The sequence below is a fragment of the Lactococcus hircilactis genome, from assembly GCF_009601015.1.
GTDB classification, from domain to species: domain Bacteria; phylum Bacillota; class Bacilli; order Lactobacillales; family Streptococcaceae; genus Lactococcus; species Lactococcus hircilactis.
Genome location: NZ_WITJ01000002.1, coordinates 121,770 through 135,214 on the forward strand (window position 1 = coordinate 121,770; position 13,445 = coordinate 135,214).

Sequence of the window (13,445 nt, forward strand, 5' to 3'; positions counted from 1 at the left end):
GAACGTTCATGGAAAACAATGAAAATAAAGTCCAAAGAGGACTTAAAAATCGCCATATCCAACTGATTGCTATCTCAGGAACCATTGGAACAGGTCTATTCTTGGGTGCGGGTAAATCAATCAGCTTGACTGGACCTTCGATTATTTTGGTTTATTTGATTATTGGTGCTTTAATGTTTATTTTATTGCGCACCATTGGAGAAATGCTTTATACAGATCCTTCACAAACCTCATTTCTCAATTTTGTGGCCAAGTATATCAGCGAAAAAGCGGGGTATTTTATCACGTGGTCCTATTGGCTTGTGGTCGTCTTTTTTGCAATGGCAGAGCTGACAGCTGTGGGATCTTATGTGAGTTTTTGGCTTCCTCAATTCCCCGTTTGGTTATCTGAAATCATCTTTTTGGTCTTACTTGTCGGACTTAATTCACTCAATGCAAAATTTTTTGGAGAAACCGAGTTTTGGTTTGGCATGATCAAAATCGTTGCTTTAGTTGGTATGATCATGACCGCCATCATTTTAGGATTTTCAGGGTTTAAATCTGAGCATGTCAGTGTAGGACTTTCAAATATCACGCAAGGATTTCATTTCTTCCCACACGGGTTACCAAAATTCTTTGAAAGTTTTCAAATGGTAATGTTTGCTTTTGTTGCAATGGAATTCATTGGAATGACAGCAGCTGAGACGGAAAATCCTCGTCCCACATTGAAAAAAGCCATCAATCAAATTCCGATTCGGATCATTTTGTTTTATGTGGGCGCATTAATTGCAATCATGTCTATCTATCGGTGGCAAGATATCCCAGCAAATCACTCTCCATTTGTGATGATTTTTGAGTTGATTGGGATCAAATGGGCTGCTGCACTTGTGAATTTTGTCGTGTTGACTTCTGCAGCCAGTGCCTTAAACTCTGCTTTGTTTTCAACGACAAGGAATTTATATGCCCTCTCAAAACTTAATGGCGATCATATCTTAAAACCATTTACAAAACTTTCAAAAAATGGAATTCCACTAACTGCCTTGTTATTTACCTCCTTTCTCGTGCTTTTTACTCCTTTGATCTCTGTGCTTCCTGGTGTCTCAAATGCATTTGTATTCATCACCTCAGTGGCGACTAATTTATTCATCATCGTGTATATCCTGAGTTTAGTGGCTTATCTTAATTTTAGAAAAACGAGTGATTTTGATCCCAAAGGATTTGTAACTCCTTTTGCAAAAGGATTGGTTCCCTTAACGATCGTCGCTTTTGGTTTGATCTTCTTTTCCTTATTTTTCTTTAAAGAAACACTGATTCCTGCGATCGGTTCTGTTATTTGGATTATTGGATTTGGTTTAGTTTCAAAATTTAGAACGCAAAAACCTTGAAAAAGGTTTTTAATTTTATATAAAATTAGTATTTTTTCAAACTTTTTCACTTTCTTTCTTTTCTTTTTGTAAAAATGTTGTATAATGGTATTTAATATGAAAAATAATGAAACTACCACCCGACGTGGACTTAAAAATCGACACATTCAACTTATCGCTATTGCGGGAACTATCGGAACGGGACTCTTTTTAGGTGCAGGAAAATCGATCAGTTTAACTGGGCCATCCATTTTATTGGTCTATATCATCATTGGTGCATTGATGTTTATTCTGTTGCGCACGATTGGAGAAATGCTTTTTACAGATCCTGAGCAACATTCTTTTTTGAATTTTGTCACGCGATACATTGGAGAAAAAACAGGTTATTTTATTTCTTGGACTTATTGGCTCGTAGTGGTCTTTATGGCGATGGCAGAATTAACAGCGATTGGTGCTTATATTCATTTTTGGCTTCCTCAATTTCCAATCTGGCTCTCTGAAATTATTGTTTTAGGATTATTAACAGGATTGAATACTTTAAATGCTCGTTTTTTTGGAGAGACCGAGTTTTGGTTTGGGATGATTAAAATTGTCGCGATCGTTGGAATGATTTTAACTGCAATTATTTTGATGCTCACACACTTCAAATCAGGATCCGATGCTGTTGGATTTCAAAACATCACGCAGAATTTCCATTTTTTCCCAAATGGCATTTCCAAATTCTTTGAAAGTTTTCAAATGGTGATGTTTGCATTTGTTGCAATGGAGTTCATTGGAATGACTGCGGCTGAGACAGAAAATCCTCGTCCCACTTTGAAAAAAGCCATCAATCAAATTCCGATTCGGATCATTTTGTTTTATGTGGGGGCTTTAGTTGCCATCATGTGCATTTATCGTTGGCAAGACATCCCAGCAAATCAATCTCCGTTTGTAATGATTTTTGAGTTGATTGGGGTCAAATGGGCTGCTGCTTTAATCAATTTTGTCGTGTTGACTTCTGCTGCTAGTGCCTTAAACTCCGCTTTGTTTTCAACCACAAGAAATTTATTTGCCCTCTCAAAACTTAATGGCGACCGCATCTTAAAACCGTTCACAAAACTCTCAAAAAATGGGATTCCTGCACGTGCTTTGATTTTTACTTCTTGTTTGGTCTTTGTTACACCATTCATTTCGATGATTCCAAGCGTGTCTAACGGCTTTGTTTTCATTACCAGCGTGGCAACCAATCTCTTTTTAATTGTTTATATTTTATCCCTTATTGCTTATCTTAAATTTAGAAAATCAAATGATTTTGATCCCAAAGGATTTGTTACTCCCTTTGCAAAATTCCTCGTACCAATCACAATTCTTGGTTTTGGTTTGATTTTTGTCTCTTTGTTCTTCTTCAATGAAACACTCGTTCCTGCAATTGGTTCGTTCATTTGGATTGTTGTATTTGGTCTCATTTCAAAACTAAGACCAAGTAAAAAAGCGAATCAGTAAATAAAAAAATTGAAAGAAATGCTTTCAATTTTTTTATTTTTATTCTAAGTCGAGTTCAATTTCTTCAGTGTCGCTATTTTCAATCGCTACTGTTTCATCTTGTTTCTTTGTTGTTTTACTGATTTTTTTACTTTGTTCAGCAGTGTTCTTTGGTGCATCTGAAGTTTCTTTTGTTTCACTCAAGAGGCCATGTGCGTGACGTATTTTTTTGTCGATTTCATCAAAAACTTCAGGATGTTCTGAAAGATACGCTTTTGCTTTTTCTGCACCTTGACCGATTTTTTCATCGTTGTAGGCAAACCATGATCCAGATTTTTTGACAATCCCTTCATCTACCGCAATCGTCAATAATTCTCCTGTTTTTGAGATCCCTTCGCCAAACATGATGTCAACAAGAGCAACTTTAAATGGTGGTGCTACTTTATTTTTAACCACTTTAATCTTGGTTACTTTTCCGAGTGCTGTTTTATTATCGCCAGTTCCTTCTTCAATCTTTGTTGAACCACGTACATCAAGTCGGACTGACGCATAAAATTTAAGTGCACGTCCTCCAGGGGTTGTCTCTGGCGAGCCAAACATCACACCCACTTTTTCACGCAATTGATTAATAAAAATAGCTGTTGTTTTGGTTTTATTGATGTGACCTGCAAGTTTACGCATGGCTTGAGACATCATTCTTGCTTGAAGTCCAACGGAGCTATCTCCAATTTCTCCATCAATCTCAGCTTTTGGTACGAGTGCAGCAACAGAGTCAATAACGACTAAATCGACAGCACCAGATTGGATTAATTTTTCTGCAATTTGAAGGCCTTGTTCGCCGTAATCGGGTTGGCTAAGAAGCAGCTCATCAATGTTGACGCCAAGGGCTTTTGCGTATTCTGGATCCAGTGCATTTTCGGCATCAATATAAGCGGCGATGCCACCTTCTTTTTGGACAGCTGCGACAGCATGAAGCGCAACGGTCGTCTTACCTGAGGATTCTGGTCCATAGATTTCTACGATACGTCCTTTAGGATATCCGCCTGCCCCAAGGGCAATGTCAAGTGCCAAAGAGCCTGAACTCATCACTTGAACTTTTTGATTGGCCGCTTCTCCAAGGCGCATGAGAGAGCCTTTCCCGAAGTCTTTTTCAATCAGTGCAAGCGCATCTGCGAGTGCTTTGTCACGCTCTGCACCATATTTTTTGGTGATGTCGTCAAAGTTTGTTTTTTTCTTTGTGGCCAAATTTTTTCTCCGTTAAATTTATTTATAATTAATTATAGCATTTTTCTATAATTTTTGTAAGTCTTTTTTACTTTTTCCTCCTGTTTTTTTATTCGTATTTAATGACGTTTTGTAACAGAAGAAGGATTTTTTTATTTCGTTTTTACGGATTGACAGTGAGGGCAAAAGTGCGCACCACGTCCTGATAGCTTGATTTTTTTAATCTTTGTACCGCAATTAGGACATGCGGTATTTTGTTTTGCATAAACCTTTAATTCGTTTTGCATTTCTCCTTCTTTTCCAAATGAATTTTTATAGGTTCGAATCGTGGATCCTCCCAAATTTATCGCTTTTTGCAAAATTTCAATGATGCTGTCATGTAAGAGGTGAACGTCTTTTTTACTCAGTAGATGGGCAGGCGTTTCTGGGTGAATTTTTGCTCTAAAGAGTACTTCGTCAGCATAAATATTGCCAAGACCAGCAACAAGCGTTTGTTCAAGGAGATAGGGTTTTATTTTTTTGGATGAGGTGCTTAATTTTTCGTAAAATAGAGATTCAGCAAAGGTTTTGTACGTTGGTTCTGGTCCAATTTTTTTTGCTTCAAAAAAGGCTTCTACTTTGTCAGCACTGACAAGTTCCCAAGTTCCAAATTTTCGGACATCAGAGTAAACCAAAAATTTATGATCTTTTGCTGTTGGATTTGTGAGTGTGGGAGAAATTAGAGTGAGAGAGATGTGGTCATGTTTAAGGTGCTGAGTGGTCAGATCAAGTCGGTATTTTCCCTCCATTCGTAAATGCGAAATCAAGCATAACGGTGTGTCAAATTGGAAAATGAGATATTTTCCTCGGCGCAAAACCCCTGTGATCACATGATTGGTCAGCTTTTTTTGGAGGGAGTCAAATCCTGTCAAAATCATTCTGGGATAGGTTGTTTCTATTTTTATAATTTTTTGTCCAACCACTTGTTGTGACAGTCCGCGTCTCATGGTTTCAACTTCTGGTAATTCAGGCATTTTATTCTCGTTTCTTTTTAGCTGCTGACAGACACGTTTTTTAAATCTGTTGCGTAAAAAAATTCTGTCAGTACTGACAGAATTCATTTTAACATATTTTTGGTTTGATTATTTGCCAGATTCACCGTAATTTGACAAGACGCGTGCGGATGGATCATTGATTTCTTCTCCGACCCAAGCTTTATTTGGCATCCAGAAATCTTTAATCCAGCCGTCATATCCAGGATAAAATGATTCAAAAATATCGCGATATAGGAGTGATTCTTTGGTAAATGGCGTGTGCGTTGGATACTTTTTAGCGGCATGAGCTAATGCTTCGTCGGTATAAAGTGATTCTGCGTACGCTTTTAAATAATCTACCATGGAATGTCCTACTGCGTCTGAAAATGCTGCTTTTTCGCGGAATAAAATCTCATCGGGTAAGAGTTCTGTCCCTTCAAAAGCATGACGAAGGAGGTATTTTCCTTTATGGTAAGTATTGAGTTTTCTTTGTGGATTGATTGCCATGACGTATTTTGCAAAATCCAAATCGGCAAATGGAACACGTGCTTCAAGTGAATGTGCTGCAAGACAACGATCGGCCCGAAGCACATCATACATGTAAAGTTCACGCACACGTTTTGCTGCTTCAGCTTGAAATTCTGCGGCATTTGGTGCAAAATCTGTGTACTTATAGCCGAACATTTCGTCGGAAACTTCTCCCGTCATTAGGACTTTCAGTGATGTATTTTCATGAATGTACTTGCAAATCATGTACATTCCGATTGATGCACGAATCGTCGTAATATCCCATGTTTCAAGGTGGTAGATCACCTCGCGCAGATTGTCAAGCACATCGCTTTTGGTCATGATGACTTCTGTGTGGTCTGTTTTGAGGAAATCTGCTACTTCTTTGGCATACTTGAGATCAATCGGATCAGTCTCCATACCAATGGCAAATGTTTTGATGGGTTGTTCTAATTCACGTGCCGCAATCGCACAGACCAAAGAACTGTCAAGTCCTCCGGAAAGGAGATATCCCATTGGTGCATCAGCGTGAAGTCGTTTTTTTACAGCACGTTCTAATTTTCTGCGGATGTGTCCTGAAATTTCTGCGAGTGGTTCTTCAATCATCAGATCTACTTTTGAAATGTCATGATAAACGTGGAATTCGCCATGTGCATAGTAATTTCCTGGTGGGAATGGTGTCACTTGATCACACGTTTTGATCAATGCTTTTGCTTCAGATGCAAAACAGATTTTTCCTGTCTTTTTGGCAAAGCCATAAAAAAGTGGACGAATGCCAAACGGGTCTCTAGCCGCATACACGTCACCAGTTGTTTCATCAACTAAAATCAATGCGAACTCTGCATCAAGCATTTTGACCATATTTTCTATGCCTTGAGTTTCAAAAAGTGGAAGCAAAACTTCACAATCTGAATTTCCAGTAAAATGATAGCCTTGCGTTTCAAGGAATTTTCGGAGTTGTGCAAAATTATAAACTTCGCCATTACACATCAAACGACGGCCAGAAAGCTCAAACGGCTGACGGCCTAAAACAGATAAATCCATGATTGATAAGCGTTGGAAACAAAAATCATTTCCGAGTGCATCACGAACAATCTGGCGATCGTCTGGTCCACGATGTTGAATCTGATCTAAGCTTTCAATAATTTCTTGGTCAGCACCATCGGCTGATCCCATAAATAAAAATCCACACATTAATCTTAACCTTCTTCAAAATTGTTTTAATTTTCATATTATAGCACAAAAGATTATGAATTACATCTATTTAACAAAAAAATTCTGTCAATTTTGGAAAAAGTTTTTTTGTCAGTACTGACAGCCGCCATTTCGTGATAAAATCAAAATAAAAATCAAGCGAATAACGTTGCTTTGGTTTTCACCTGTGCTCAGTCCTATCTTCAAATTAAAAAAATCGACACGCGTGTCGATTTTTTTTACATGTAATCTTCCTTTTTATATCCAAAATCAGCGAGATCCATCTTTCGGTTGCGCCAATCGGCTTTCACTTTGACCCATGTTTCAAGATACACTTTATCCCCAAGCATCAGCTCAATGTCACGTCGCGCTAATTTTCCGATCTTTCGAATCATGTCGCCACCTTTTCCAAGAATAATCCCTTTTTGGCTCTTACGCTCTACGATAATCGTCGCCATGATATGGATTTTTCCTGTTTCTTTCTCACGTTCCATTTTGTCAGTAATGACAGTAATTGAATGAGGCACTTCTTCTCGGGTCAAAAGTAAAATTTTCTCACGAATCATTTCAGACACTAAAAAGCGCTCTGGATGATCTGTAATTTGATCTTCTGGAAAGTACTGCGGCCCAGGAGATAGCTTTTCAGATAAGGTCTCAAGTAGCGTTGACGTGTTATTTCCAGCGAGTGCAGAAATCGGCACCACTTCTGAAAATTCCATTTGACTCGTATAATCTGTGATGATTTCAAAAAGTCGGTCAGGATGAATTTTATCAATTTTATTGACAACTAAAATCACTGGAACTTCTGCTGTTTTTAAGCGCTCAATGATCATGTTTTCACCCGTTGAGCGTGGTTCATCACACGCCACCATAAACAGCACTGCGTCTGCTTCGCGCAAAGTTGAATAAGCCGATTGTACCATAAAATCACCCAACGCATTATGGGGTTTGTGAATGCCTGGGGTGTCAATGAAAATAATCTGCTCGTTTTCAGTCGTGTAAATGCCTTGGATTTTATTTCGTGTTGTTTGAGGTTTATCAGACATGATGGCAATTTTTTGCCCCATAACATGATTCATAAACGTTGATTTCCCAACATTTGGACGACCCAAAATCGCCACAAAACCGGATTTAAAATTTGCTTTTGTCATAGGTTCATTATACCACAAAATCACAAATTTAAACGCTTCTTTTCTATTATATACGGCACTTCTTTTTCATTGCGATTAAAAAAATGTTGTCAGTACTGACAACATTTAAAACCGTCGTGATTTTTGGAGGACTGGAACAATCGCTGTAGTCAAAATCACAGCGATCACTACCTCAGCAATAGAATTCCCTGTGATGATGGCACTTAACAAGGCACCAAATGTCATTTTTGTGACACTCCTAAAGAAAATGAAAATGAGACTCAAAACAAGTACCGTGTTCGTCGCCGTCCCCACAAACGCGGCAAGTCCAGCTCCAAAACGATTACTTAGTGCTTTATAGACAAAATATGGGAAAATTCCAATCAAAATCCGTGGTAAAAACGCGACAATCAGCGCGGCCAACGATCCGTGATGTGTGACTGGATTTGGCTGAAGTGGGCTGAACATAAAACTGGATGGAAGCGTCACGATCGTAGCATTTATCATACTAATCGCACCCATTACAAAGCCTAAAAACGCCCCTTTTCGTGCCCCTAAAGTGATAGAACCGATGATGACCGGAATATGTAATAACGTCGGAACAATCGGCAACGGCCAAACACTATAAATGATTTGACTTAGGATTTGAACCACAATCATAACTGCGATAAAAATCCCTAAAATTGCAATATCGGAAGCTTTTGATTTTTTCATTTTTTAAATACTCATCTCTTTTGATTTTTGATGGATAATTTGGGCAATGTCTTGCGGATCACGCAACGCGCCCTCACCATAATCACCACACGCCAGCAGCGCTTTTTTGGGAGCAATAATCTCAAAACCAATATTTTCTAGCGTTTTAAGATTGAGTGTTGTGAGTGGATGTGCGTACATCTGTGTGTTCATTGCAGGGGCAACAAATTTTGCGACGTGAGGCGGTAGCGCAAGTGCAATCGCGCAAACAAGATCTCCTGCTTCACCGTGTGCCAAATGAGCAATTGTGTTTGCCGTAGCAGGAGCGACAACGAAAATCTCCGTCTTTTTCGCTAAATCAATATGATTGACGACCTCAGGACGCGCTTCATCCATAATATCCACGTGAACCTTGTGTTTTGACAACACTTGTAAGGTCAAAGGAGTGATAAACTGCGTGGCGGCTTTTGTCATCACAACAGTAACTTGATGGTTTTGTTTTGTCAGTACTGACAGCAAATCCGCTGCTTTATAAGCAGCAATACTTCCTGTCACTGCGAGTGTAATGTTACTCATGGCTTTTCTCGTGCGTCTTTCTTACAATTTCTTTTGCAATCGCGTCTTTTGTCTCCAATTGCGCGACGATGTTTTGTTTGTGATCAAGGATCAGTGCGCGATGCTTTTCTTTAGTGACCTGAGTCAAATCATTGGCCACAATAAAATCAGCACGACTCTCACGTCCTTTTTGCTGTGCAATGTCAATGAGATGCGCTTGACTCACACCTGACAACAATTTGAACCCAACTAAAATCACTTTGGGATGCCATTTTTTCACTTGTGAAATGATCTTTGGCGTTTTTTCAAGCAACATCACCTGATATGGAGCTTTTGAAGAGATTTTATTTTCTTTCTTTTCAGGACGATACTCAAGTAAAGTTTTTAAATCAAGCGACTGTGGAAAGTGATCAATTCCTGTCATATAAACGGGGCGATAATCAGAAACCGCCATACTGTGAATGACTGCATCAACTTTGGGAACCCACGTTTCCATCATTTGATAAAGCATTTGAGTGTCTGAGATCCGAAAAATCGTCAATCTCTTATGAGGTTTTGGAATCAGCGCGGTTTGACCCGCAAAAAAAATCACGTCATCGCCAGCCTCTAAAAAATGCTCAGCAGTTATTTTTCCAAGCTTTCCTGTCGCAAAATTGGTAATCCCACGCACCGTATCAATCGGCTCTGTCGTTCCCCCTGCAGTGATTAAAATCTTCATGTCCCTATTTTAACCTAAATCAGAAATTTTAGCAAGATTTCGCCCATGGAATACAAAAAAATTCTGTCAGTACTGACAGAATTTTCCCAATTCATTTTACACTGAATTATTTATCCCCACGATTACGCATCACAAAACCAGCAGATTTTTCAGTTCCTGTTGATTTACGTGGCTTTTTATTATCTGATTTTTGATCAAATTTACGCTCATCACGTTTTCCTTTGTAACCAGTGCGATTTTTATCACGATCGCGTTCCCATGGCTTACGATCGCCATTTTCTTTGCGCTCACGATTACCACGATAACCGCCACGATTATCCCCTTCGCGATCACGCCATTTCCGATCTTTCTTATCTCGATTGCGATGTCCAGCACGCGGTTTTTTACTGCGGCCATCCTCACCATTAAATGGCAATGGACGTTCTACTGAGATTTTGACTTCTTCTTGATTATCTGGATCTTTCACGCGACTTTGTAACAACAAATCCACTAAAGCTTTCGCATCAAATTGTTCAAGCAATTTCTCAGCTTGCTTATCAAATTTATGTAATTTTGCTTCTTTATCTGGATCTTTTGCAATATCCAAATCTCGAATGACTTCATCCATTGCCACACCAAGCGAAGCTTTATATGCTTCTTCTTTTGTTGGTGGTTTAATGCCTTTCATCGGTTTTTTCGTCAATTTTTCAATCGCACGCAAATAACCCATTTCATTATATGAAACAAATGTCGTTGAACGTCCTGATTTTCCAGCACGTCCTGTCCGGCCAATCCGGTGAACATAACTTTCTTGATCTTGTGTAATATCATAATTATATACGTGTGTGACACCTGACACATCAAGTCCACGCGCAGCAACGTCTGTCGCTACCAAGACATCAATATGACCTGCTTTAAAATCACGCAAAACAGCCAAACGTTTATTTTGATCCAAATCTCCGTGCATTCCTTCAGCACGATACCCACGCAATTTCAGACCACGAATGAGTTCATCCACACGACGTTTTGTCCGACCAAAAACAATCGCAAGTTCAGGACGTTCCACATCCAAAAGACGCGTCAAAAGATCAAATTTTTCAAATTCTTTTGCTTTGATGTAATATTGATCAATATTATCTGCGGTCATCTCTTTTGAAGCAATCTTGATGTGCGTTGGATCATGCATAAACTTGACCCCAATTTTTTTGATGGGTTCAGGCATTGTCGCAGAAAAAAGCAATGTTTGACGATCTGTTGGCGTATTAGATAAGATAAATTCAATATCTTCCAAAAATCCCATGTTTAACATTTCATCTGCTTCATCCAAAATCAATGTTTGGATATGATCAATTTTCAGTGCTTTTCTTTTGATCAAATCACATAATCTTCCAGGTGTTCCTACTACAATGTGGGCTCCTGATTTGAGTGCTTTGATTTGTTTTTCGATGCTTGCACCACCAAAAACTGTCCGAACTTTCAATGCTTTTGATTTTGCAAAACGAAAAAGTTCTTCTTGTCCTTGAACCGCAAGTTCACGTGTTGGCGCGATTACCAATGCTTGCACATTAGGATTTTGCGCATCAATTTTTTCAATCGTAGGCAGACCAAAAGCAGCTGTTTTACCAGTCCCTGTCTGCGCTTGTCCAATCACATCTTTTCCCGCCAAAGTCAATTTAATCGTTTGTTCTTGGATGGGAGTTGGTTCTTCATAACCAATATCAGTGAGTGTTTTGACGATGCCTTCTGAGAGGCCGAGGTCGCTAAATTTCAAATTTTTACCTATAAGTTTTCTATTTTGTCTTCCGACAATTCATTTATTACAGAAGTACGAAACTTCCTTACAGGCGAGATTTTTTAGCGCCTGACGTAACTTTTCTATTATACCACAATTTTTTAACTTATAGTGTTTATTTCCTTGAAAATTTTTCATTTTTTATTTTAAAGCACATTAAAAGTTCTGTCAGTACTGACAGAACTTGTTTTCATCTTTTAAACTGAAAATTCTTCTTTTAAAACGACCTCTGGATACTTATCTTTGAACCACCGTAAGGCAAAATCATTTTCAAACAAGAATAAGGGATGATCAAAACGATCGCGAGCTAAAATATTTCGTGAACTGGACATTTTTTCATCGAGCTGTTCTGGATTAATCCAACGGACGGATTTTTTTCCCATTGGCGTCATCACAATATCTGAATGATATTCTCGCTCCATGCGGTCTTTGAACACCTCAAATTGCAACTGCCCTACCGCACCAAGCATGATATCGCCTGTTGTATAGTTAGTATAGAGCTGGATGGCACCTTCTTGAACCAGCTGCTCAATGCCTTTGTGGAATGATTTTTGCTTCATGACATTTTTTGCCTGCACGCGCATGAACAACTCTGGCGTAAATGTAGGCAAGGGTTCAAACGCTTTTTTCAACTTTCCTGTGGTCATTGTATCTCCCACCTGGTAAGTTCCTGTATCATAAACACCGATAATATCTCCAGCCACTGCATTTTGAACATTTTCACGCGTATCTGCCATAAATTGTGTCACATTAGCAAGTTTGACCTGTTTTCCAGTCCGCACAAGTTGAACCCCCATGCCGCGCTCAAATTCACCCGACACAATGCGCACAAAAGCAATGCGATCGCGGTGTCGTGGATCCATATTTGCCTGAATTTTAAAAACAAATCCAGAAAAATCTGTTTCAAGCGGCTCAATTGCTTCGCCGTCCACCGTCTGATGCGAATGTGGTTCTGGAGCATAATCAAGAAATGATTCCAAAAATGTTTGGACGCCAAAACTTGTCAGCGCTGACCCAAAAAAGACGGGGGTCAATTTTCCTGCAATCACGCGCGCTTCATCAAATGGATTTCCCGCATCCGCCAATAACTCCGCATCTTCGACAGCCTGTTCATAAAATGGGTTACTTGCAAGTGGGTGCTCTCCTTTTGTCAGTACTGACAATGCTACAAATCGCTCGCCATCAGCGGGTTGATACACTTCAACACGATCATTTGTAAAATCATACAAACCTTGGAAATTTTTTCCCATCCCAATCGGCCAATTCATCGGAACACTCTCAATTCCCAACACTTCCTCAAGTTCTGAGAGTAAATCAAGTGGCTCACGGCCATCTCGATCCAATTTATTGATGAATGTAAAAACAGGAATCCCGCGATGCTTCACAACTTGAAAGAGTTTTTTCGTCTGTGCTTCAATCCCTTTTGCACTGTCAATAACCATCACCGCAGCATCAACCGCCATCAAAGTTCGATACGTATCCTCAGAAAAATCCTCATGTCCTGGTGTATCTAAAATATTGACCCGTTTTCCAGCATAATCAAACTGCATCACAGACGATGTCACAGAAATTCCACGTTCTTTTTCAATATCCATCCAATCTGATTTCGCAAAATTCCCCGTTTTACGCGCTTTAACCGTCCCCGCTTCGCGAATCGCTCCACCAAATTTTAATAATTGTTCTGTAATCGTCGTTTTACCAGCATCTGGGTGACTAATGATTGCAAAGGTCCGCCGTTTTTTTATTTCTTCTTCTCTATTCATTCTCATCTCTTCTCATTAAAATTAATCAATTTTCTAAAAACAAGCTCAGAATCCCGAGCCCAAATCACTTTTC

Annotated in this window: 11 protein-coding genes; 2 read left to right on the forward strand and 9 right to left on the reverse strand. The window is 39.2% G+C overall.

The features are described from left to right. Window positions 1-8 precede the first annotated feature (8 nt). Entirely contained in the window at window positions 9-1,364 is a 1,356-nt protein-coding gene (locus tag GHI93_RS01675) for an amino acid permease (RefSeq protein ID WP_153495001.1), read from the forward strand. Window positions 1,365-1,460: 96 nt separating this feature from the next. Then, window positions 1,461-2,825, forward strand: coding sequence for an amino acid permease (locus tag GHI93_RS01680; RefSeq protein WP_170272362.1), 1,365 nt, complete (start codon window positions 1,461-1,463; stop codon window positions 2,823-2,825). 39 nt (window positions 2,826-2,864) lie between these two features. Here the strand turns inward: GHI93_RS01680 and recA are convergent, their stop codons facing one another. From recA to GHI93_RS01725, 9 genes are all read right to left on the reverse strand, one after another. Then, window positions 2,865-4,049: a recombinase RecA gene (gene recA / locus GHI93_RS01685; RefSeq protein WP_153495005.1), complete on the reverse strand. Its 1,185-nt coding sequence runs from the start codon at window positions 4,047-4,049 to the stop codon at window positions 2,865-2,867. A 131-nt stretch (window positions 4,050-4,180) separates the two neighbouring features. Then, window positions 4,181-5,041 (reverse strand): DNA-formamidopyrimidine glycosylase, encoded by an 861-nt coding sequence (mutM, locus tag GHI93_RS01690; RefSeq protein WP_153495007.1) that lies wholly within the window; start codon window positions 5,039-5,041, stop codon window positions 4,181-4,183. Between the two features lie 108 nt (window positions 5,042-5,149). Further along, window positions 5,150-6,742, reverse strand: a complete 1,593-nt coding sequence (asnB, locus tag GHI93_RS01695) for an asparagine synthase B (protein WP_153495009.1) — start codon at window positions 6,740-6,742, stop codon at window positions 5,150-5,152. Between the two features lie 239 nt (window positions 6,743-6,981). Then, complete coding sequence (gene era / locus GHI93_RS01700) at window positions 6,982-7,893, reverse strand: GTPase Era (RefSeq protein ID WP_153495011.1); 912 nt, start codon at window positions 7,891-7,893, stop codon at window positions 6,982-6,984. Between the two features lie 105 nt (window positions 7,894-7,998). Continuing rightward, entirely contained in the window at window positions 7,999-8,586 is a 588-nt protein-coding gene (locus GHI93_RS01705; RefSeq protein WP_153495013.1) for an ECF transporter S component, read from the reverse strand. A 3-nt stretch (window positions 8,587-8,589) separates the two neighbouring features. After that, window positions 8,590-9,141, reverse strand: coding sequence for a phosphopantothenoylcysteine decarboxylase (gene coaC, locus GHI93_RS01710; RefSeq protein ID WP_153495015.1), 552 nt, complete (start codon window positions 9,139-9,141; stop codon window positions 8,590-8,592). Further along, complete coding sequence (locus GHI93_RS01715) at window positions 9,134-9,838, reverse strand: phosphopantothenate--cysteine ligase (protein WP_153495017.1); 705 nt, start codon at window positions 9,836-9,838, stop codon at window positions 9,134-9,136. The genes coaC and GHI93_RS01715 overlap by 8 nt, the downstream gene beginning before the upstream one ends. Window positions 9,839-9,944: 106 nt before the next feature. Next, window positions 9,945-11,588, reverse strand: a complete 1,644-nt coding sequence (gene cshA / locus GHI93_RS01720; protein ID WP_153495019.1) for a degradosome RNA helicase CshA — start codon at window positions 11,586-11,588, stop codon at window positions 9,945-9,947. Between the two features lie 218 nt (window positions 11,589-11,806). Beyond that, window positions 11,807-13,372, reverse strand: coding sequence for a peptide chain release factor 3 (locus tag GHI93_RS01725; RefSeq protein WP_153495020.1), 1,566 nt, complete (start codon window positions 13,370-13,372; stop codon window positions 11,807-11,809). Window positions 13,373-13,445 lie beyond the last annotated feature (73 nt).

What these genes read in the sequence shown, in the direction of transcription:
- GHI93_RS01675 (WP_153495001.1), top strand. Translation starts at nt 9, where the DNA reads ATGGAAAACAATGAAAATAAAGTCCAAAGAGGACTTAAAAATCGCCAT.
- GHI93_RS01680 (WP_170272362.1), top strand. Translation starts at nt 1,461, where the DNA reads ATGAAAAATAATGAAACTACCACCCGACGTGGACTTAAAAATCGACAC.
- mutM (WP_153495007.1), bottom strand. Translation starts at nt 5,041, where the DNA reads ATGCCTGAATTACCAGAAGTTGAAACCATGAGACGCGGACTGTCACAA.
- asnB (WP_153495009.1), bottom strand. Translation starts at nt 6,742, where the DNA reads ATGTGTGGATTTTTATTTATGGGATCAGCCGATGGTGCTGACCAAGAA.
- era (WP_153495011.1), bottom strand. Translation starts at nt 7,893, where the DNA reads ATGACAAAAGCAAATTTTAAATCCGGTTTTGTGGCGATTTTGGGTCGT.
- GHI93_RS01705 (WP_153495013.1), bottom strand. Translation starts at nt 8,586, where the DNA reads ATGAAAAAATCAAAAGCTTCCGATATTGCAATTTTAGGGATTTTTATC.
- coaC (WP_153495015.1), bottom strand. Translation starts at nt 9,141, where the DNA reads ATGAGTAACATTACACTCGCAGTGACAGGAAGTATTGCTGCTTATAAA.
- GHI93_RS01715 (WP_153495017.1), bottom strand. Translation starts at nt 9,838, where the DNA reads ATGAAGATTTTAATCACTGCAGGGGGAACGACAGAGCCGATTGATACG.
- GHI93_RS01725 (WP_153495020.1), bottom strand. Translation starts at nt 13,372, where the DNA reads ATGAATAGAGAAGAAGAAATAAAAAAACGGCGGACCTTTGCAATCATT.